Annotated in this window: 17 protein-coding genes and 2 pseudogenes; 10 read left to right on the top strand and 9 right to left on the bottom strand. The window is 64.0% G+C overall.

Annotation, left to right across the window (positions count from 1 at the left end; translation table 11 throughout):
- Positions 1 to 58 precede the first annotated feature (58 nt).
- Positions 59 to 205: pseudogene (locus ACZ5BO_RS23945) on the bottom strand (HAMP domain-containing protein); the annotation flags it as partial.
- A gap of 1,656 nt (positions 206 to 1,861) precedes the next feature.
- Between ACZ5BO_RS23945 and ACZ5BO_RS23940 the strand changes: the two are divergent.
- The 3 genes and pseudogenes from ACZ5BO_RS23940 (at position 1,862) to ACZ5BO_RS23930 (ending at position 5,050) form a co-directional block, all read left to right on the top strand.
- Positions 1,862 to 3,178, top strand: coding sequence for a Na+/H+ antiporter family protein (locus tag ACZ5BO_RS23940; protein WP_177330219.1), 1,317 nt, complete (start codon positions 1,862 to 1,864; stop codon positions 3,176 to 3,178).
- A gap of 192 nt (positions 3,179 to 3,370) precedes the next feature.
- Positions 3,371 to 4,144, top strand: a pseudogene (locus ACZ5BO_RS23935) (cache domain-containing protein); the annotation flags it as partial.
- Between the two features lie 84 nt (positions 4,145 to 4,228).
- A complete protein-coding gene (locus ACZ5BO_RS23930; RefSeq protein ID WP_464701360.1) occupies positions 4,229 to 5,050 on the top strand; it encodes a methyl-accepting chemotaxis protein in 822 nt (273 codons plus the stop codon).
- A 203-nt stretch (positions 5,051 to 5,253) separates the two neighbouring features.
- Here the strand turns inward: ACZ5BO_RS23930 and trhP are convergent, their stop codons facing one another.
- Positions 5,254 to 6,579, bottom strand: coding sequence for a prephenate-dependent tRNA uridine(34) hydroxylase TrhP (trhP, locus tag ACZ5BO_RS23925; protein ID WP_025126412.1), 1,326 nt, complete (start codon positions 6,577 to 6,579; stop codon positions 5,254 to 5,256).
- Between the two features lie 158 nt (positions 6,580 to 6,737).
- Between trhP and ACZ5BO_RS23920 the strand changes: the two genes are divergently transcribed.
- On the top strand, positions 6,738 to 7,799 hold the full coding sequence (locus ACZ5BO_RS23920) for an AI-2E family transporter (protein WP_025126413.1): 1,062 nt from the start codon (positions 6,738 to 6,740) through the stop codon (positions 7,797 to 7,799).
- Here ACZ5BO_RS23920 and ACZ5BO_RS23915 read toward each other — a convergent pair.
- The 3 genes from ACZ5BO_RS23915 to ACZ5BO_RS23905 all read right to left on the bottom strand — a co-directional run bounded on the left by ACZ5BO_RS23915 (position 7,796) and on the right by ACZ5BO_RS23905 (position 8,879).
- Positions 7,796 to 7,981 (bottom strand): hypothetical protein, encoded by a 186-nt coding sequence (locus ACZ5BO_RS23915; RefSeq protein WP_025126414.1) that lies wholly within the window; start codon positions 7,979 to 7,981, stop codon positions 7,796 to 7,798. The two genes, ACZ5BO_RS23920 and ACZ5BO_RS23915, sit on opposite strands and share 4 nt — an antisense overlap.
- 94 nt (positions 7,982 to 8,075) lie before the next feature.
- A complete protein-coding gene (locus ACZ5BO_RS23910; RefSeq protein ID WP_025126415.1) occupies positions 8,076 to 8,270 on the bottom strand; it encodes a hypothetical protein in 195 nt (64 codons plus the stop codon).
- A gap of 252 nt (positions 8,271 to 8,522) precedes the next feature.
- Positions 8,523 to 8,879: a hypothetical protein gene (locus ACZ5BO_RS23905; RefSeq protein ID WP_025126416.1), complete on the bottom strand. Its 357-nt coding sequence runs from the start codon at positions 8,877 to 8,879 to the stop codon at positions 8,523 to 8,525.
- 255 nt (positions 8,880 to 9,134) lie between these two features.
- Between ACZ5BO_RS23905 and ACZ5BO_RS23900 the strand changes: the two genes are divergently transcribed.
- Positions 9,135 to 9,953 (top strand): shikimate 5-dehydrogenase, encoded by an 819-nt coding sequence (locus tag ACZ5BO_RS23900; RefSeq protein ID WP_464696713.1) that lies wholly within the window; start codon positions 9,135 to 9,137, stop codon positions 9,951 to 9,953.
- A 158-nt stretch (positions 9,954 to 10,111) separates the two neighbouring features.
- On the opposite strand, the gene ACZ5BO_RS23895 is transcribed toward ACZ5BO_RS23900, so the two are convergent.
- A complete protein-coding gene (locus ACZ5BO_RS23895; RefSeq protein WP_025126418.1) occupies positions 10,112 to 10,762 on the bottom strand; it encodes a YceH family protein in 651 nt (216 codons plus the stop codon).
- A gap of 232 nt (positions 10,763 to 10,994) precedes the next feature.
- Complete coding sequence (locus ACZ5BO_RS23890) at positions 10,995 to 13,514, bottom strand: flavin-containing monooxygenase (protein ID WP_464696712.1); 2,520 nt, start codon at positions 13,512 to 13,514, stop codon at positions 10,995 to 10,997.
- Between the two features lie 177 nt (positions 13,515 to 13,691).
- On the opposite strand from ACZ5BO_RS23890, the gene ACZ5BO_RS23885 reads away from it, so the two are divergent.
- Together ACZ5BO_RS23885 and ACZ5BO_RS23880 are read left to right on the top strand one after the other, a co-directional pair.
- Positions 13,692 to 14,735 carry an AraC family transcriptional regulator gene (locus ACZ5BO_RS23885; RefSeq protein ID WP_464696711.1) on the top strand — a complete coding sequence of 348 codons (1,044 nt, stop codon included), beginning with the start codon at positions 13,692 to 13,694 and terminating at the stop codon, positions 14,733 to 14,735.
- 71 nt (positions 14,736 to 14,806) lie between these two features.
- Entirely contained in the window at positions 14,807 to 15,316 is a 510-nt protein-coding gene (locus ACZ5BO_RS23880; RefSeq protein ID WP_464696710.1) for a DUF1993 domain-containing protein, read from the top strand.
- 112 nt (positions 15,317 to 15,428) lie between these two features.
- Here ACZ5BO_RS23880 and sstT read toward each other — a convergent pair whose 3' ends face one another.
- Positions 15,429 to 16,661 (bottom strand): serine/threonine transporter SstT, encoded by a 1,233-nt coding sequence (sstT, locus tag ACZ5BO_RS23875; protein WP_025126422.1) that lies wholly within the window; start codon positions 16,659 to 16,661, stop codon positions 15,429 to 15,431.
- A 342-nt stretch (positions 16,662 to 17,003) separates the two neighbouring features.
- On the opposite strand from sstT, the gene ACZ5BO_RS23870 reads away from it, so the two are divergent.
- Positions 17,004 to 18,161, top strand: a complete 1,158-nt coding sequence (locus ACZ5BO_RS23870; protein ID WP_025126423.1) for an MFS transporter — start codon at positions 17,004 to 17,006, stop codon at positions 18,159 to 18,161.
- On the opposite strand, the gene nhaR is transcribed toward ACZ5BO_RS23870, so the two are convergent.
- Entirely contained in the window at positions 18,162 to 19,067 is a 906-nt protein-coding gene (gene nhaR, locus ACZ5BO_RS23865; protein WP_025126424.1) for a transcriptional activator NhaR, read from the bottom strand. It abuts the gene before it with no gap.
- Between the two features lie 134 nt (positions 19,068 to 19,201).
- Between nhaR and ACZ5BO_RS23860 the strand changes: the two genes are divergently transcribed.
- Together ACZ5BO_RS23860 and ACZ5BO_RS23855 are read left to right on the top strand one after the other, a co-directional pair.
- Entirely contained in the window at positions 19,202 to 19,450 is a 249-nt protein-coding gene (locus tag ACZ5BO_RS23860) for a hypothetical protein (protein ID WP_025126425.1), read from the top strand.
- Positions 19,451 to 19,480: 30 nt separating this feature from the next.
- Positions 19,481 to 20,236, top strand: a complete 756-nt coding sequence (locus ACZ5BO_RS23855; protein WP_025126426.1) for a TerC family protein — start codon at positions 19,481 to 19,483, stop codon at positions 20,234 to 20,236.
- Positions 20,237 to 20,251 lie beyond the last annotated feature (15 nt).

Below are 20,251 nucleotides of genomic sequence, written 5' to 3'. Positions count from 1 at the left end.
TGCCGCGGGCGTCCTGCACCGAGCGTTTCACTTCGGCAATGATCGGCTGCAGCTTGTCGAGGAAACGGTTGAACCAGCCGGCCAGTTGCCCCAGTTCGTCCTTGTTGTTGTACGCCAGGCGCCGGGTCAGGTCGCCTTCGCCGCTGGCGATGTCTTGCAGCATGTCGGCAACGCCGAGGATCGGCCGGGTCACGCTGCGGGCCATCAGCCACACCAGCAGCAAGCCGGCCACGGCGGCCAACAGGCCCAGGCCCAGCTCGATCAGGGTGCCGCTGCTGTTGCTGGCGTCCAGTTCGTTCTTCAAGGCTTCTGCCGGGCCCACCAGCACCCGTTCCGGTACGTCCAGCAATACGCCCCAGGACTTGCCCCCCGGAATCGGCGTGAATGGCGCCAGCACTTTCAGTTCGCTGTTGCTGTGCAGGCTCTGGGTCTGGCTGCTGCTGGACAGCAGGCGGATCAGCTCGGCCCCGTTGCTGCTGTCGACCGTGTCCAGGCGCTGGCTGAGCTTGCTGGCGTCCGGGCTGTAGCCGGCCAGCAGGCCCACCGGGCTGAGGATGCTGACGTTGGTCTGGCCGGCGTAGAGCCTCTGGCTGGCGTTCTGACTGACCGCCTGCAGGCTGTTGAGGTTGATGTCCACCGACAGCGAGGCGATCACTTTACCGTCCACCATCAGCGGGAACACGATGCTGGTCATCAGCACCCGCTGGCCGTCGATGTCATAGAAGTAGGGTTCGATCACGCAGGGCTTGAGGGTGCTGCGCGGGCAAGTGAACCAGGCGTTGGCCGGTTGGCCGCTGGGGCCGCTGCTGGTGTCGCTCATGTCGCTTTCCGGCAGCGACATCGAGGTCAGCTTGCCCGGGGTGGGCTGGGACCAGTACAGGGCGAAGCGGCCTTTCTCGTTGCTGCCCAGTTCACTCTGGCCGGCGAACAATGGGTCCTTGCCGTCCAGGGCATTGGCCTCGAACACCAGGGACAGGCCGAGGAGGTCGGGGTTGGCCTGCAGCGCCGACTTGACCTGGCGGGTCAGGTCCTCGCGCAGGTCGAAGGCATCGAGAAAGCGCTTCTCGGCCTGTTCACGCAGGAACAGCACCTGGCGCGAGAAACCGTGGCCATATTGATAGGCGTCCATGAACTGCTGGCGAATCCCCAGCGCCTGGACTTCGCCCTGGGCCTCGATCCGCGCTTGGGCGGCTTCGTTGAGCATCTCCATGCTCGAGGCTTTCACCAGCTCGGAGCTGTGCTCCATGCGATACAGCGAAAGTCCCACCAGCAGTGACACGATGCCCAGGAGGCAGAGTCCGGCCAGCAAGGTAATTTTCCATTGGATGGAAAGTTGTCTGAGCGACATGGAGACGTCCTTTATTCGATAAATATCTGAGACTTTGCACTGTAACGGCTGCGAAAGCGCATTCTTTAAACGCCCGTTCGAAAACCTTGAACGGCTCTGAAACGAGGGTCTTGGCGGTTTTTTGGCGGGTGCGGGGCAGGCCTAGGCCGCCCGGCTTGCGGCGGTTGGCGTTGCAGGTGCGGCCCTTGCCCAACCTGGCATTGCTCGGGGGGCGGCGTTGCTGGGCGGGCAGGGCCTGGGTCCGTGGCTGGTGGTGGGTTGCAGTGGCCGGCGCGGCTCCCCTGGATCTGGCCGGGGGGCTGTGCCCTGGCCCTTGCCTGACGTGTGCGGCCAGGTCGATCCGAGCGCGGGCACAGGCTGCGGGCGGCTCTTTTTGACAAGCCGGGCGCGCTGCTGCAAAGTGCGCGACCTCTAATAAGAACCTCTTTCATTTCGATGTCGGCAGCCCGCTGCCTTCCGGTCGGTCCCAGGCTTTTGCGCCAAATTTGGCGGCGCAGTAATGAGGTAACGATGATTAACGCAGTAATTGCCGCGGTTGGCGTGATGCTGGTGCTCAGCCTGTCCCGCGTGCATGTAGTGATCGCCCTGATCGTGGGCGCGCTGGTGGGCGGTCTGACCGGCGGCCTGGGGATCGAGGCCACGCTCAAGGCCTTCAACAGTGGCCTGGGTGGCGGTGCCACGGTGGCCCTGTCCTATGCCTTGCTCGGTGCCTTCGCCGTGGCCATCGCCAAGTCTGGCCTGGCCCATGCCCTGGCGGACAAGATCCTGTTGCTGGTGGATCGCCAGGACGCCCATGGCGGCGGCCAGGTCAAATGGCTGCTGATCGGCCTGCTGTGGGTGGTGGCGATCGCGTCGCAGAACATCCTGCCGATCCACATCGCCTTCATCCCGTTGCTGGTGCCGCCGCTGCTCTATGTGCTGACCAAGTTGCAACTGGACCGCCGATTGATCGCCTGTGTCATCACCTTCGGCCTGATCACCCCCTACATGTTCCTGCCGGTGGGCTTTGGCAACATCTTCCTCAACGAGATCCTCCTCGCCAACGTCGCCCGTAGCGGGGTCGACATCAGCCAGATCAACGTCACCCACGCCATGGGCATTCCTGCCCTGGGCATGGTCTGCGGCTTGTTGCTGGCGTTCTTCAGCTACCGCAAGAAACGTGTCTACGACCTGGAGCGGATCGAGAAGGTCGAGCAGGTAGAGGTGCAGTACAACCCGCGGACCCTGCTGGTGGCAGCGCTGGCGATCGTGGCGGCATTCGTGATCCAGCTGCTGCTGGACTCGATGATTATCGGGGCTTTGTGCGGTTTCCTGATTTTCTCGGTGTCGGGCATCGTGCGCTGGCGCGAAACCGATGGGCTGTTTACCGAAGGCATGAAGATGATGGCGATGATCGGTTTCATCATGATCGCCGCCTCGGGTTTCGCCGAAGTGATGAAGGCCACCGGCCAGGTGCAGACCCTGGTCGAGACCTCGGCTGGCTGGATCGGCCACAGCAAGGGCGTGGGTGCGCTGCTGATGCTGCTGGTGGGCCTGCTGGTGACCATGGGCATCGGCTCGTCGTTTTCCACAGTGCCGATTCTTGCGGCGATCTTCGTGCCGTTGTGCGTGCAGCTGGGCTTCAGCCCCCTGGCGATTGTCAGCATCGTCGGCACCGCCGGCGCCCTGGGCGATGCCGGCTCGCCGGCCTCGGATTCGACCCTGGGGCCAACCTCGGGCCTGAACATCGACGGCCAGCACCACCATATCTGGGACACCGTGGTCCCAACCTTCCTGCACTACAACCTGCCGCTGCTGGCCTTCGGCTGGGTTGCGGCAATGGTGCTCTGATTCTCTCGCTCTCCTAGCAACCGCGGGTGGTTGTAGGCGCTGGCTTGCCAGCGAAGGCGCCGGCAAGGTCGGTGCAAGGCTCAAGGGCCTCTTCGCCGGCAAGCCGACTCCTGCGGGTTCAGGCTCAACTTTTGTTTTGGGGTGCCGTTAACGCGGGTATCACGCCAATAAAAAGCCAAGAGTGAGCCCACCATGCGTTTGAGCCTGAAGGCCAAAGTCCTGTCCCTGGCGGTACTCCCGGTACTGCTGTTTGCCCTGGTGATCAGCCTGAGCACCGTGTTCATGCTGCGCCAGCAAGCCCAGAAAGAAGTCGAGGAAACCCGCCAGCGCCTGATGGGCGAAGCCCGGGCCACCTTGCAGAGCTATGTCGAGGTGGCCCTGAGCACCGTCAAGCCGCTGTACGACGCGGCAGCGCAGGGGGACCAGGCGGCCCGGGCCGAGGTGGTCAAGCTGCTGTCCAACATCAGCTACGGCAAGGACGGCTATTTCTTCGGCTACGACTCCGAGACTGTGCGCCTGTTCAAGGGCAACAGCCCGGACGGCGTGGGCAAGAGCTTCAAGGACAACCGCGACCCCAACGGGGTGTACGTCAACCGCGAGCTGGTGCGGGTCGGCAAGGACGGCAGTCACTACGTGCAATACAGCTCGACCCAGCCCGGCAGCGACGTGCTGGTGCCCAAGCTGGGCTACACCGAATACCTGCCCAAGTGGGACATGGTGCTGGGCACCTCGGTCAACCTCGACGGCATCGATGCCCAGGTGGCAGCGGTGCAGAGCAGCGTCAACCAGCGCATGGAAGGCATGGTCCTGAGCATTCTCGGGATTGCCGCGGTGGTGCTGCTGGTGATCGCTGCCCTGGGCATGCTGGTGGCCAACACCATGCTGCGCCCGCTGAACCTGATGAAAGCCAACCTCGACGACATCGCCGCCGGCGAGGGCGACCTGACCCGGCGCCTGGCGATCACCAGCCAGGATGAACTTGGCGAACTGGCCGGTTCGTTCAACCGCTTTGTCGACAAGATCCACGGCCTGGTGCGCCAGATCACCGAGATGACCGGCCAGCTCACCGAGCTGGTGACCCAGGTGTCCGACCAGGCCCAGCGTTCGGAACAGGCCATGGAGCGCCAGCGCCACGAGACCGACCAGGTGGCCACGGCGATCAATGAAATGTCCTCGGCGGCCCACGAAGTGGCCCGCAGCGCCCAGGGCGCGGCCGTCGCCGCCCAGCAGACCGACGAAGAAGGCCAGGCCGCCAAGCGAGTGGTGGATGGCAGCATCCAGCAGATCCATGCCCTGGTCAGTGATATCCGCGACAGCGGCACCTCCCTGGACAGTCTGCAGCAGGATGTGTCGTCGATTGTCAGTGTGCTGGACGTGATCCGCTCGATCGCCGAGCAGACCAACCTGCTGGCCTTGAACGCCGCTATTGAAGCGGCGCGGGCCGGGGAAGCCGGGCGCGGTTTTGCGGTGGTCGCGGACGAAGTGCGGGCCCTGGCCAGCCGGACCCAGCAGAGTACCCAGGAAATCCAGGGCATGATCGACCGTCTGCAACAGGGCACCCGAGTGGCTGTGGACGCCATGCGTCGCTCCAGCGATGCCGGCGATGGCACCTCGGTCAAGGCCAACGAGGCCGGGGCTTCCCTGGACACCATGGCGCAGCTGATCGGCACCATCAATTCAATGAACGCGCAGATCGCCAGCGCGGCGGAAGAGCAGACCGCCGTGGCCGAAGAGATCAACCGCAGCGTGCACCAGATCGCGGTGGCGGTGGACAGCGTGGCCGATGAAACCCAGCGCGGCGCCCAGACTTCCCGCAGCCTGGCCGACCTCGGTCAGCGGTTGGGGCGTCTTGTGGGGCAGTTCCGGATCTGAGAGGGGCTGTGCTGCACGGCTTTCCGGCGGCAGGGGCGTGGACTGACCGCTGCCGCACGCCTGGCTCAGGTAGCTAGCCTTCGAGTTGCTGAAGGCCTGTTGCCTGGATCGTTGATATACCGCCCTTATCGACTCTCCGGATGCGCGCCGGCCCCGCCGGACAGCCGCCGCAACCCGGATGCTGGGGCAATGCCCCGCAGGGCTCAGGCGCCGACGTCGCGCATCAACAGGCCGAAGCGCAAGTCCACCTGGTCGGGGATCGGCAGGTACACGGTGTGGCCGTCGCCCGGCGCCACGTCGATGCGCTCGCCCTTGGTGTTGTGCAGTTCATGCAGGTCGAAGTGGAAGTTGCCCTTGGGGGTCATCAGTTCCATGTGGTCGCCCAGGGCAAAGCGGTTCTTCACCTTCACTTCCGCCAGGCGATCGCGGCGCTCACCGGTCAGCTCGCCGACGAACTGCTGGCGCTCCGACACCGAGCTGCCGTTCTGGTAGTTCTGGTACTCATCATGCACATGGCGCCGCAGGAAGCCTTCGGTGTAGCCGCGCTGGGCCAGGGATTCCAGGTCGCTCATCAGGCTGCGGTCGAACTCGCGGCCGGCAGCAGCGTCATCGATGGCCCGGCGATACACCTGGGTGGTACGCGCGCAGTAGAAGTGGGATTTGGTCCGTCCCTCGATTTTCAGTGAATGCACGCCCATGCGGGTCAGGCGGTCGACGTGCTGCACCGCGCGCAGGTCCTTGGCATTCATGATGTAGGTGCCGTGCTCGTCCTCGAAGGCCGGCATCAGTTCGTCCGGCCGGTTGGCTTCCTGGAGCAGGAACACCTGGTCGGTGGGGGCGCCCAGGCCCAGGGTCGGCTCCGGCTCGAAGGTCTGGACGATCTCGCCCAGGGTATTTTCGGTGGCCTCCTGCGCCTTGTACTTCCAGCGGCAGGCATTGGTGCAGGTGCCCTGGTTGGCGTCGCGCTTGTTCATGTAGCCCGACAGCAGGCAGCGCCCGGAGTAGGCCATGCACAGGGCGCCATGGACGAAGACTTCAAGCTCCATGTCCGGTACCTGCTGACGTATCTCCTCGATCTCTTCCAACGACAGCTCGCGGGACAGGATGACCCGTTCCAGGCCCTGCTGCTGCCAGAACTCGACGCTGGCCCAGTTCACCGTGTTGGCCTGTACCGAGAGGTGAATCGGCATGGCCGGGAAATGCCGGCGCACCAGCATGATCAGCCCCGGGTCGGACATGATCAGTGCGTCCGGGGCCATCTCGATCACCGGCGCCAGGTCCTTGAGGAAGGTCTTGAGCTTGGCGTTGTGCGGGGCAATGTTGACCACCACGTAGAAGCGCTTGCCCTGGGCCTGGGCCTCACGGATGCCGAGGGCCAGGTTGGCGTGGTCGAATTCATTGTTGCGCACCCGCAGGCTGTAGCGCGGCTGGCCGGCGTAGACCGCGTCGGCGCCATAGGCGAAGGCGTAGCGCATGTTCTTCAGGGTGCCGGCGGGGGCCAGGAGTTCGGGTTTGGCGAGGAGCGTCATGGGGCTGTCGATCGCAAAAGGTCGCGAGGGTAAGCCAGTGCCGCGGGGCGTTCATTGATTTGGATCTATGTTCACTGCAGAAAAAAACGCACTCGGCGCGCCGGTGGCGGACTAAACATCAGGACGCCGGTGCCGGCGTCGATTGACAGAGATCGACGATGACTCAGAACAACCTGCAAAACAAAAGCCTGCTGCTGTTGCTGGTCCTGGTGACCTGCGCCTTTATCTGGATCCTCCTGCCGTTCTACGGCGCGCTGTTCTGGGCGGTGATCCTCGGCATTGTCTTTGCGCCGCTGCAACGCCGCCTGCAGGGCAAGTTCGGCTGGCCGCGCAACCTCACGTCCTTGTGCACCCTGGCCATCTGCCTGGTGATCGCCATCCTGCCGGTGGTCATCACCAGTGTGCTGCTGGTCCAGGAAGGGGCCGAGCTGTACAAGAAGATCGAAAGCGGCCAGCTGGATATCGCCGGCTATCTGGTGCAGTTCAAGCACAGCCTGCCGCCGTACTTCCAGCATTTGCTGGACCGATTTGGCCTGGGCGAGCTCAATGGCCTGCAGGAGAAGATCGTCAAGAGCGCGATGCAGGGCAGCCAGTTCCTGGCGACCCAGGCCTTCAGCGTTGGCCAGGGCACCTTCGAGTGGCTGGTGAGCTTCTTCATCATGCTCTACCTGCTGTTTTTCTTTTTGCGCGACGGCGCCGAGCTGGTGCGCAAGATTCGCAGCGCAGTGCCCCTGGCCGAGTACCAGAAACGTCGCTTGCAACTGAAGTTCAACCGGGTGGTGCGAGCCACGGTCAAGGGCAATGTGCTGGTGGCGGTGACCCAGGGGGCTTTGGGAGGGCTGATCTTCTGGGTCCTGGACATTCCCAGCGCCTTGCTCTGGGCCGTGCTGATGGCCTTTTTATCGCTGCTGCCGGCCGTGGGGGCGGGGCTTGTCTGGGGGCCGGTGGCGGCCTATTTCCTGATCAGCGGAGCGATCTGGCAAGGGGTGGTGCTGGCGCTGTTCGGAATACTGGTGATCGGCCTGGTGGACAACCTGCTGCGGCCGATCCTGGTGGGCAAGGACACCCGGATGCCGGACTACCTGATCCTGATCTCGACCCTGGGCGGGCTGGCGGTCTTCGGCCTCAACGGCTTTGTCATCGGCCCCCTGATCGCGGCACTGTTCATGTCCAGCTGGGCGCTGTTCATCGAGACCCGGCCGCGGGTGCAGTTGCCTTAGCAGGCGTATAGCTGCCGGGTCGTCATTTCCCGAGACAGGGCCTGGGCGGCCGGCAGGGAAGGCAGAGGGCCGCTGACGGCTTCGCCATCGCGTACCAGGTACCAGCAGGCGAGCAGTCCCATGGCCCTGAGCGATGCTGGAACGGCGCTGCCGACAACGGACATGATCTGAACCTTTGGCATGGGAACCTCCTCAATTCGAGGGGTTACCTTACAAAGCGCCCAGTGCTACGAAAAATCACCCAAGTTGATAGTGGACATTGACGAGGGTGAGGGGTCAATCCACTACCTGATCGAGCATGTGCATCACTTCGTGCTCGTTGAGCAGGCCCTTGCGCACCAGGTTTTCTGCCAGCAGCGAGAGAAACTTGGCGCTGCGGTGGCCTTCCAGGTGCTTGAGCTCGGTAAGGGCGTCATACACGCGGCTGGAGGTGCAGAGGCCGGCGACGCGGTGCGGGTTTTGCGTGGGCATGTGGGGGCGTCCTTGTTGTTATGGGCCTGTGGCGAGCGGACTGTGTCGATCTTGCAGTCCTTGAATGACACAAACATGACAATCGCATGTCGCTCTGGGCGCTCGATGGGTGAACACACTATTGCCCGATTAAATAGCAAATACTGTTCCAATCGCGACATCCTGCAGAATTATTCAGACATTTGGCTGCTGGCAAAATGCAACAGGCCCCGCCTTTTGGGGGCGGGGCCTGTGTCTGGATCCTGTTGCCGATTACCAGCGGCCGGGACCGTAGTAGTAATGAGGGTGGCCGTAGTAGCCACGGGGCGGCCCGTAGTAGACCGGCGCCGGACGGTAATAGACCGGTTGCTGCACATAGACCGGTGCCGGCTGGTAGTAGACCGGTGGCGGTGGTGGCGCATACACCGGCTGGGGTTGCACATACACCGGTTGTTGCTGCACGTAGACCGGAGGAGCCTGGCTGGCGATCACCGAGCCCACCACGGCGGCGCCGACAACAGCACCCAACGCGGCGGGTCCGACCCAGCCGCCACCACCGTGGGCCGACGCCTGGCCTGCGACAGCGAGTGCACCGATGAGCAAGGCTATCTTGGGGATTTTGGAAATCATGGTTGTTCCTCGGTTCAACCCCAGCGTTTATGGTCTGCACCAGACTCAAGAACTGACGCGGGGATACTTCTAAGACAGCGCTTTTGGCAAAAACTGCACAGCCGCTGAGTAAATATTGTGTAAGGTCTGTACCGGCCTCTTTACCGTCATCCCTGGGCGGTGGCGAAGGCCTGTAAACCAACGCCGACATGATCAGGCACGGCGGGGTGGCTGACCAATCCCGTCTATCCGAAAGAGCCCAGCGAGGAGATGACGATGTACATGAACCCCAACAAGGACACGCAACTGTGCATGTCGCTGTCCGGGCGCCCGGGGAACTTTGGCCTGCGTTTTCACAACCACCTGTATGAGCAGTTGGGGCTCAACTTCTATTACAAGGCCTTCAGCAGCCAGGACCTGCCCGGCGCGGTCCGCGGGATTCGTGCACTGGGGATTCGCGGTTGCGGGGTGTCCATGCCGTTCAAGGAAGATTGCATTGCCCTGGTGGACGAACTTGATGCATCGGCCCGGGCGATTGCCTCGATCAACACCATCGTCAACACCGACGGCCATCTCAAGGCCTACAACACCGACTACATCGCCGTGGCGCAGTTGCTGGCGAGCCACCGGGTGCCCAGGGAGTCGAGTTTTGCCCTGCGTGGCAGCGGCGGCATGGCCAAGGCGGTGGCCAGTGCCTTGCGCGATGGTGGTTACACCCAGGGCGTGATCGTGGCCCGCAATCCTCTGGCCGGGCGCGCCCTGGCCGATTCGCTGGGGTATTCGTGGCAGGCGGAGCTGGGTAGCCTGCGGCCGCAGATGCTGATCAACGTGACGCCGATCGGCATGAACGGGGGGCCCGAAGCGCAACACTTGGCCTTTGAGCCCGAGGCGATCAAGGCCGCGCAGAGGGTGTTCGATGTGGTGGCGGTGCCGGCCGAAACCCCTCTGATCATCCGCGCGCGGGCCGAGGGCAAGCAGGTCATCACGGGGCTTGAGGTGATTGCCCTCCAGGCCCTGGAGCAGTTTGTCCTGTACACCGGCGTGCGTCCGAGCGACGAGCAATTCCAGAAAGCCGTGGCCTTCGCCCGGGGGTGATGCGCAAAACTGCAGCTGCAAGCCTGAGCGGAGGGCGAGAAGGCGGGCGTCGGGTTCCGGCGCGTGTGCCGCTGATGGCTCGACGCCGCTTTGCTTGCTGGCGCCGGCGACTCCAGGGGCCTGTGACGCTCACGGCCTCTGGAGGCTGCGCTGCCAGGTCAGCCTTCGAGCTGGGCCAGGCGTTCTTCGAGGGCGGCGATCCGCGCTTCGAGTTCTTCGATGCGTTCCACCGAAACAGCGCTGGCGCTGCTGCGTTCGGCCGGGTTGCCGCGAGCTGCGAGGATAGCCTCGATGTCCGCCGGGTCGCCCAGGGCATGGGTGTAGCGGTCTTCGCGCTGGCCGGCCTGGCGCGGGATGTGCAGGGCCAGGCCCCGGGCGATCAGGCGTTCGAGCTGGTGCAGGACCTGTTCGCTGTCTTCGAAGTCATGCATGCGCCCGCTGCGGGTCAGCAGTTCATTGACCGTCTGCGGGCCCCGCAGGAACATCAGGCCGCACAGGATCAGTTGCGCCGGCACCAGTTCCAGGGCCTTGTCCAGGCGCTGCTCCCAGCGGTCGGCCCGGCTGCCCATTACCAGGCGGGTAAAGCCCTGGGCTTCGAGGGCCCGCAGGCTCTGGCCGACCTGGCCCGGGGTCAGGTTCATCACCGGCTCGCGGCTGGTTTTCTGATTGCAGGCAATTACCAGGGCGTTGAGGGTCAGGGGATAGGTTTCCGGGCTGGTGGCCTGTTTTTCGATCAACGATCCCAGGACGCGGATGTCGGTGCTGCCCAGGCGTAGTGCTTCGCTGGGGGTGTCGTGCTCGCTGCTCATGAGTGCGGGTCCCTTGGTCACTGATGGAGAGTGCGTGGAAAGCCGGGCGCATTGCGTGCAATGGCTGCCTCGGGCTTTGCGTGGCCGCTGCGGCCACCGTCGAGGGGCTCTGTTTTACCTGCTGAACCCGCTTCTGACCATCAGAACTTGGTGGCGTAAGAAACAAACGCAGGGTTTGCCGGCATACCCGGGTGTCGCGCCCGCCACCAGGGACGGGCGCGGTTCCAGCACCTCAGTTCGGTTGCGGGTCTGCTGCCGGCTCCCGGGTGTGTTGCGCAGCCGGGCGTGCGGCGGTATCGGTGGGGTGTTCCAGGCATTGGCGAGCGAACCGGCCCACCTGGCGCAGGGCATCCCTGGCAGAGCGCAGGTAGAAGGTCTGGAGCTGGAACACGTGCCAGCGGTCCTGGTGGATCTGCAGCTGGCAAGGCACCGCCGATTGCCGAGCGCGCGCCGCCAGGCGAGTGGCATCGGACAGCAGCAGTTCCTCATCGCCGACCTGGATCAGCATCGGCGGCAGGCCGCGCAGGTCTGCCTCCAGGGGGCGGTGGCAAAGCGTTGCGGGTGGCACCGCATAGGCCTTGAGTGCCTGCTCCAGCCAGTCGCGGCGAATCATCGGGTCGGCCCCCGCCCGAGTGTGCAGGCTGGCCCCGCCAAGGTCGGGGTCGGTGACTGGCGACAGCAGCACCAGCCCGGCGGCAATGGTTTCCCCGCGCTCTTTCAAGCTCAGGGCCAGGGCCAGTACCAGCGCACCCCCGGCGGAGTCGCCGGCAATCAGCAGAGATTCGGCCGGGCAGCCCTGGGCGCGGATCGCGTCATAGCAGGCCAGGCAATCCTCCAGCGCCGCCGGGTAGGGATGCTCCGGTGCCAGCCGATAGTCGGGGACCCAGACACTGCAGCCGCTTTCCCTGGCCAGGTGGCTGGTGACGCTGTAGTGGGTGTCCGGATTGCCCAGGCAGAAGGCCCCGCCGTGCAGGTAGAGAATGACCCCTTTGGCCGCCGTCGCCTTGGGTTCGATTATCTGCAATCCCCGTTGGCCCAGTTGTGTGCGCTGTCGGGTGACGCCCAGGCAGCCGGGCATCAGCCATGACAGGCGGCTGACCAGCCGGCGTTGGCTGGCGAGGGCCCGCGGTGGGCCGATCAGGGCCTTGAAGCTGGCGCGCAGGAACAGTCGCAGGAAGGCCGCGTTGCTTCGCTCCAGCCAGTCCTGTGGTGCTGCCACACGTTGCCCGTCCTGAGCCGATGAAGGTTGGTCCAGGGGGCTGGCCAGTCGATAGGCCTGCAGTCCGGCATACCGGGTGAGCCAGCGATAGGACCAGGTGAAGCCCGGCCAGTTGGTGCTGTTGTGCCCGCGGGCATCGACATACCAGCTCTGGCATCCGCTCCACACCGAAGTGGCCAGGCGTTGCTGGATGCGCTGTTGGAAACGCTGGTGCGGCTGCTCGTCCACTTCCAGGGTGCTCGCGCCGCTCTTCTGTAGCGCCTGGCGGCACTTCAGCACATGGGAAATCTGGCTTTCGAGCATGTGGATGATGGAGTTGTGGCCGAGGTTGGTGTTGGGCCCGTAGAGCATGAAGAAGTTGGGGAACTGCGGCACGCTGATCCCCAGGTAGGCTGCCGCGCCCTGCTGCCAGGCCTGGTTCAGCTCGAGGCCGTTGCGACCGATGATGCGCATCGGCGAGAGGAACTCGGTGGCGGCGAAACCGGTGCCGTAGATGATCGTGTCCACCGGGTGCTGCTGGCCGTCCCGGGTCTGGATGCCTTGTTCGGTGATGCGCTGGATGCCCTGGGTCAGCAGTTCGACCTGGGGTTTGTCGAAGGTCTTGAGGTAGTCGTTGGACAGCAGGATGCGTTTGCAGCCGATGGGATAGTCCGGGGTCATGCGCTGGCGCAGCTCGGGGCTGGAGACCGAGGCGTCCAGCAGCTTGCGAAAGGGCGCGCCCACCGCCCATTTGGTCAGGCCCTGCAGGCGGGTGAAGCCCAGCGCCCGGGATTCGAAGTACAGGTAGTGGCCGGCGCGGACCAGTTTCATCCACCACCGATGGCGGGCGAAGCGTTGCAGGTCCCTGGTGCTGTAGGCCCTATCGGCCTTGGGCATGATGTAGGCCGGCGAGCGCTGGAAAACCTTGAGCGTTGCCACCTGGTCGGCAATCTGCGGCACGAACTGGATGGCCGAGGCGCCGGTGCCGATCACCGCCACCCGTTGCTGGGTCAGGGAATGCTGGTGATCCCAGGTGGCGGAATGGAACACGTGGCCCCGAAAGCTTTCCATGCCCGGCAGGTTGGGCAGGGCAGGGCGACTCAACTGGCCGGTGGCGCTGATCAACAAGCGCGCCACGAACACCTGACCGTCAGTGCAGGTCACCCGCCAGCAGGAACTGGCCTCATCGAATGCGGCCAGGCGCACCTCGGCGCCATAGCGCAGATGCCGCTCCAGTTCATAGGTCCGGGCGCAATGCTGCAGGTAGCTGTGGATTTCCGCCTGGGGCGCGAACACTCGGGTCCAGCGCGGGTTGGGTTCGAAGGAGAAGGAGTACAGGTGCGAGGGCACGTCGCAGGCGGCCCCGGGGTAGGTGTTGTCACGCCAGACGCCACCGACGTCCTGGCCCTTCTCGAGGATGATGAAGCGGCTGACGCCGGCCTTGCGCAGGGCGATGGCCATGCCCAGGCCGCCGAAGCCGCTGCCAATGATGATGGCCTCCAAAGGCGCGCCGGATTGGGACTGCGGGTGCGAAGCGGGTGCGGATTCGGGCATGACGACCTCGTTGTTATTGTTGTGCGGCGCTGGGTTGGTTGACCTTGGGCCACTTCCATGTGACTGCGGTGCAGCCCCGATCAGTGAAGCATGCAGGTAAACCTTCGTGGACCCCATGCTGCAACGGGACAAGTGTTTTAGTATTTGGGCCAATTCAGCCTTTCACGAGCCTGCCCCATGAGCTTCCAGTCGTTCACCCGTGGACCGTCCAGTGCGTTGCTGCTGGTGAACTTCGGCCGGGAAAAGGGCCTGGCGGTGGTGCCGCTCCTGGCGGGGGCCGGGCTGACCCTGGAGCAGTTGCAGGACCCCAACAGTCTGCTTTCGGCCACGCAGGAGCTGCGTCTGGTGAGCAACCTGCTGGCCTTGCTCGGGCAGCCACCGGGGCTCGGTTATGAAGTGGGCGCGCGTTACCACTTCTCCACGTATGGCCTGTTCGGTTATGGCCTGATCAGCAGCGCGACGCCGGCGGATGCCCTGAACCTGGCGTTGCGTTTTCTGCCGCTGACCTACGCATTTGCCTCGATCGGCTATCGGTTGGAGCCTGGTGTGGGGAGGCTGGTCTTCGATGAGCCACAGGTGGCGGACCCTGCGTTGCGCGAGTTCCTGCTGGCGCGAGACATGGCAGCTGCAGCGGTGTTGATGCAGGAAATCGTCGGCCAGGACTTTCAGTTGCTGCGTGTGACTCGCTGCGGGGCAGCCCCCGGCGTGCCTGGCGATGCCCCGGCGCCGTGCATTCTGGGGGTACGCCCGGAATATCGGGCCACCTGCCATAGCCTGGCGTTTGACCGGCGCTTTCTAAACCGGCCCCTGCCTCAGGCCAATCCGCTGACGGTGTCGATGTGCGAGCAGATGTGTGCACAGTTGCTGGAACGCCGGCAGGCGCATCCGCGAGCGGCGGAGCAGGTGCGCCAGTATCTTGATGCCTGGCCGGCCGGCCCGATGCCTGACTTGCCGGGCATGGCGCGCTTGCTCCGGACCAGCGTGCGCACCCTGAAGCGGCGCTTGCAAGAGGAGGGCACCAGCTATCGGCAGTTGCTGGCTCGCCAGCGCAGTGCCCGGGCCCTGGAGCTGCTGGGCAACTCCGGGTTGAGCTTGACGCAGATTGCTGAACGACTGGGGTTCAGTGACCTGTCGAGTTTTTCCCAATCGTTCAAGCGCTGGTTCGGCGTGCCCCCCAGCGCCTATCGCCCTGGCATCGCACGCCGGCCAGCGCCGGGATAAACGCCCCGGCCCGGGCCGCTGTGGCTATAATCCCTGCTCGCTGTATTCCTGCCATCCATGTCGAGACTGTCATGACTATTTCCCTGTACGCTGCTTCCGTTCCTGTCTTCAAGCAAATGCTCAACGCCTTGAGCGATGTGCTGCACAAGGCCGAAGCTCATGCCACGGCCAAGAACATCGAGCCCAACGCCTTGCTGCAGGCGCGCCTGTACCCGGACATGTTCCCGCTGGTGCGCCAGGTGCAGATCGCGGTGGATTTCGCCAAGGGCGTGTCGGCCCGCCTGGCTGAGGTCGAGCTGCCCAAGTATGACGACGCTGAAGTGACCTTCGCCGACCTGCAGGCGCTGATCGCCAAGGTTCTGGCCTTTATCGACGGCATTCAGCCGGCGCAGATCGACGGCAAGGAAGGCATCGAGATCGTGACTCGCCCGGGCACCCCGAAAGAGAAGCGCTTCAGTGGCCAGTCCTACCTCCTGACCTACGGCCTGCCGCAGTTCTTCTTCCACGTCACCACCACCTACGCGATCCTGCGTCACAACGGTGTGGAAGTGGGCAAGCGCGACTACATGGGCGCGTTCTAAAACCCCGGCTACGAGTGGCATGAGCGACTGTCGAGCGACGCTCAGGCAGTTCTCGTAGCGCAAAAAAAGCCCGGCCAGGTTGACCCTGGCCGGGCTTTTTAGTGCCTGGCAATCAGGCGCTGGCTTGCGCCTTGTCTTCCTGGGCCATGCAGGCCGCCGCAGTGAAGAGTACGTCGGTGGAGGAGTTCAGCGCGGTTTCCGCCGAATCCTGCAACACGCCGATGATGAAGCCCACGGCCACTACCTGCATGGCGATCTCGCTGGGAATGCCGAACAGGCTGCAGGCCAGGGGGATCAGCAGCAGCGAGCCGCCGGCGACACCGGAAGCGCCGCAGGCGCAGACCGCAGCCACGACACTCAGGAGCACTGCAGTGGGCAGATCGACAGCGATGCCCAGGGTGTGCACGGCAGCCAGGGTCAGCACGGTGATGGTGATCGCCGCGCCGGCCATGTTGATGGTGGCGCCCAGGGGGATGGACACCGAGTAGGTGTCTTCATGCAGGCCCAGGCGCTTGCTCAGCTCCAGGTTGACCGGGATGTTGGCCGCCGAACTGCGGGTGAAGAAGGCGGTGATGCCGCTTTCACGCAAGCAGGTCAGCACCAGTGGGAACGGGTTGCGGCGGATCTTCCAGAACACGATCAGCGGGTTCATCACCAGGGCCACGAACAGCATGCAACCGATCAGCACCGCCAGCAGGTGCAGGTAGCCGAGCAGGGCGTCGAAGCCCGAAGTGGCCAGGGTCGAGGCCACCAGGCCGAAGATCCCCAGGGGCGCGAAGCGGATCACTACGCGCACGATCAGGGTCACCCCGTTGGACAGGTCATCGAGCACGGTGCGGGTGGTCTCGCCGGCATGGCGGATGGCCACGCCCATGCCGATGGCCCAGGCCAGGATGCCGATGAAGTTAGCGTTCATCAGGGCGCTCACCGGGTTGTCGACCACGCTCAGCAGCAGGCTCTGCAGCACTTCAGTGATGCCGCCCGGGGCGCTGATGGCGACATCGTGGGTGGCCAGTACCAGGGAGGAGGGGAACAGGGTGCTGGCAATCACCGCCACTACCGCGGCAGCAAAGGTGCCCAGCAGGTAGAGCACCAGGATCGGCCGGATGTGGGTTTCCTGGCCGTGCTTGTGGTTGGCGATCGACGCCATCACCAGCACGAACACCAGGATCGGCGCCACGGCCTTGAGCGCCGAGACAAACACCTTGCCGATGAAGGTGGTGGATTTCGCCAGTTCAGGGGCGAACAGCGCCAGGGCGATACCGGCAATCAGGCCGATGACAATCTGCGTGACCAGGCTGAGACGTTTGAGGGACTGCAGAAAGGAAGGGGGTGAAGCGCTCATGACGGTATCTCTGTTTTTTTAATGGGCGAAGCCTACCTGCCGCAAGCCCCTGGCCGAAAGATGGCCGGGGTTGAACCAACAGGCGCTGGAACGCTCGAAAAGGGCAACGGGCGATCGGGTGGCCTGGGTGGCAAGCGCACGCGAAACCGCCTGTTTTGGCAGGGAGCGGACTTTATCACAGCTGTTTACGGTTCCTGCGTCGATGTGACGATCTGCCACTTGTCACTGCCATGCTGGTTGCCCTGACCCGTACTCACTCTGTTAATATTCGCCATCCCCTTTTCCTATCCAGTCAGCGGGCCCTTCGGGCTGTCGCTGCTGTCGCCGTTTCTGGAGTTCCCCATGTTGTTGCCCATCCTGCTGTTGTCGGCCGCGGGGTTCACCGTGCTGACCACGGAGTTCATCATCGTCGGCCTGTTGCCGTCGATCGCCCGGGACTTGCAGGTCAGTGTGTCCCAGGCCGGCCTGCTGGTGACCCTGTTCGCCTTTACCGTCGCCGCGTTCGGGCCCTTCCTGACCGCCTATTTCGCGCGGTTCCCCCGCAAGCAGCTGTTTATCAGCGTGCTGGTGATGTTCGGCCTGGCCAATGCCCTGGCGGCGTTGGCGCCGAATATCTGGGTGATGTCCCTGGCACGGCTGGTGCCGGCCCTGGGCTTGCCGGTGTTCTGGGCCCTGGCCAGCGAGACGGCAGTGGACATCGTCGGCCCGGACTACGCCGGACGGGCGATTGCCAAGATCGGCTTTGGCATCGTCTGTGCCACGGTATTCGGGATTCCCGTGGGCACCCTGATTGCCGATGCCTTCGGCTGGCGCAGCGCCTTCGGCATTCTGGCCCTGGTGTCTTTTGCCAAGGCGTTGCTGCTGTTCATCTATTTGCCGGTCACCAAGCCGCACAACGAGCAGGCAAGCCTGCGTTCGCAGTTCGGTATCCTGCGCAGCCCGCTGATGCAGGGGCATGTGCTGTTGTCGATCCTGGTGTTCAGCGGCATGTTCACTGCCTACACCTACCTGGCGGACATTCTCGAGCGCCTGGCCGGCTTTAACGGCACGCTAGTGGGCTGGTGCCTGATGGGCTTTGGCGCGGTGGGGTTGATCGGCAACTCCCTGGGCGGCCGGGCGGTGGACCGGCATCCGCTGATTGCCTCCATGGTGTTCTGCGCGCTGATGATCGGCGGCATGGTGGCGCTGGTGCCGAGCATTCATTCGACCCTGGGGTTGGCGGCAGCCATGGGCATCTGGGGCGTGACCCAGGCGGCGCTGTTCCTGGTCAGCCATGTGCGGCTGATCAAGGCCGCCCCACAGGCACCGGCCTTCGCCGCTTCGCTGAACATCGCCGGGGCCAATCTGGGGATCGGCCTGGGGGCGATGGTCGGCGGTCGGGTTATCGACACCCTGGGCCTGGGCAGCCTGGGGCTTGCGGCGTCCGGCTTCATCCTGCTGTCCATCGCCCTGGCGCTGTTGCTGATGAAACTGAAGGCGCCGGATACCTGCGCCTCCTGATCAGTGGGGCAGGGCCGTGAACAGCTCCCGGCGTGCGCCTTCGGTGATGGCCAGGATGCCGGGATGCTTGACCTTGCGTTCCACGGAGATGGCGTAGAAGGACTCGGTCACGGCATCGGTCTGGCCAATCAGCTGCACCCCGTACTGCTGCCGGACCTCGTCGGCGATCACGCTGGGGGCGATGAAGATCCCGCTGCCGGATTGACCGAAGGCCTGCATCAGGGCGCTGTCGTCGAATTCACCGATGATCCGCGGCTGCAGTTGCTGTTCGGCAAACCAGCGCAGCAACCGGCTGCGGACCACGGTTTCCTGGCCGGGGATCAATAACGGGGCCCCTTGCAGGCCTTGGGGAAAGTCCGCGCCGTGCAACCGGGCCAGCTCCGCGGTGGCGAAGAAGCTGATCCCGCATTCTCCGAGTTTCTGGCTGTAGCCCTTGATGTCCAGGTGCGAGGGCATCGGGCTGTCGGAAATCACCAGGTCCAGGCGCTGGATGGCCAGGTCCGCCAGCAGGCGTTCGAGTTTGTCTTCACGGCAGGTCAGGCGGATTGGCTCACTGAGTTCCATGGTCGGGGCGATCAGGCGGTAGACGATGGATTTGGGCACCACGTCCGCCACGCCGACCCGGAACTGGATCTGTTGCTCGTCGGGGCGGGCGCGGAGCATGGCCTCCAGTTCGCCGCCGAGCTGGAACATCTGTTCGGCGTAGGTCAGGGCCTGGCGTCCGGTTTCGGTCAGTTCCAACTGGCGCCCGACCCGGCGAAACAGCTCGATGCCATAGGTCTGCTCCAGCAGGCTGATCTGCCCGCTGATGGTCTGGGGGGTCAGATTGAGCTGTTCGCAGGCGCGGACGATGCTGCCAGTCTTGGCCACGACCCAGAAATAATGCAGTTGGCGGTAGTTGAGCATGCTGAGCTTCTGTTCGTAAAAACCGAAGTATAACTGCTAAAAATACGAATTTTCCTGAAGTATCAGGCTCCTTAGAATGCCTCGCTATCGATGGGGCCTTGCTTGGCCCCGTCCGTTCTATCGAGGAAAAAACTATGTCATTCAAATCCCTGGGCGCGGCATCGTTGCTGGCCCTGTCTATGCTGACCCTGGCGGGTTGCGAGCAAGCGGAAAAGAGCGCTCAGCAGGCGTTGGACAAGGCCGCACAGTCGGCCAAGCAGGCCATCGACGACACCCACAAGGCTGCGGAGCAGGCTCTGAGTGACGCCACGCAAAGCGTGACCGGCAAGGAAAAAAGCCAGGACGAGGCTGCCAAGCAGCCTGAGTCGTCCCAGGAAATCTGATCTTTCATACAACCGAGTCAGGATTGACCCATGGATTACCTTTTACAGCTCGCCGCCAGCCCCACCGCCTGGGTTGCCCTGGCCACCCTGGTGGTGATGGAGATCGTGCTCGGCATCGATAACCTGATCTTCATCTCCATCCTCACCAACAAGCTGCCGGAGAAGCATCGGGCCAAGGCGCGGCGCATCGGCATCGGCATGGCGTTGTTCCTGCGCCTGGCGTTGCTCAGCACCATCGCTTTCATCGTCCAGCTCACCGAGCCGGTGGTTGAGGTACTGGGCCAGAGCTTCTCCTGGAAAGACATGATCCTGATTGCCGGTGGCTTGTTCCTGGTGTGGAAAGCCACCACGGAAATCCACCACAGCATGGATCCCGAGCCCCAGGAGAGCAAAACCGAGACGCCGGGCGTGGCCATCGGTTTTGCCGCCGCGATCGGTCAGATCCTGTTACTGGACATGGTGTTTTCCATCGACAGCATCATTACCGCCGTGGGCATGACCGAGCACTTGCCGATCATGATCATCGCCGTGGTGGTGTCGGTGCTGGTGATGTTGCTGGCGGCCGAGCCCCTGGCCAAGTTCATCAACGACAACCCGACCGTAGTGATGCTGGCCCTGGGCTTCCTGATCATGATCGGCATGACCCTGATTGCCGAAGGTTTCGGCGCCCATGTACCCAAGGGCTACGTGTATGCGGCAATGGCTTTCTCGGCCGCCATTGAAAGCCTGAACATGCTCGCCCGCCGGGCTCGGCGCAAGCACCAGGCGACGCAGCACGACGCCTGATTCACAGCCACAGCA

Source organism: Pseudomonas sp. FFPRI_1 (assembly GCF_055384485.1).
The sequence above is the reverse complement of the archived record's forward strand: the minus strand, read 5'-3'. Positions and strand labels throughout refer to the sequence as shown.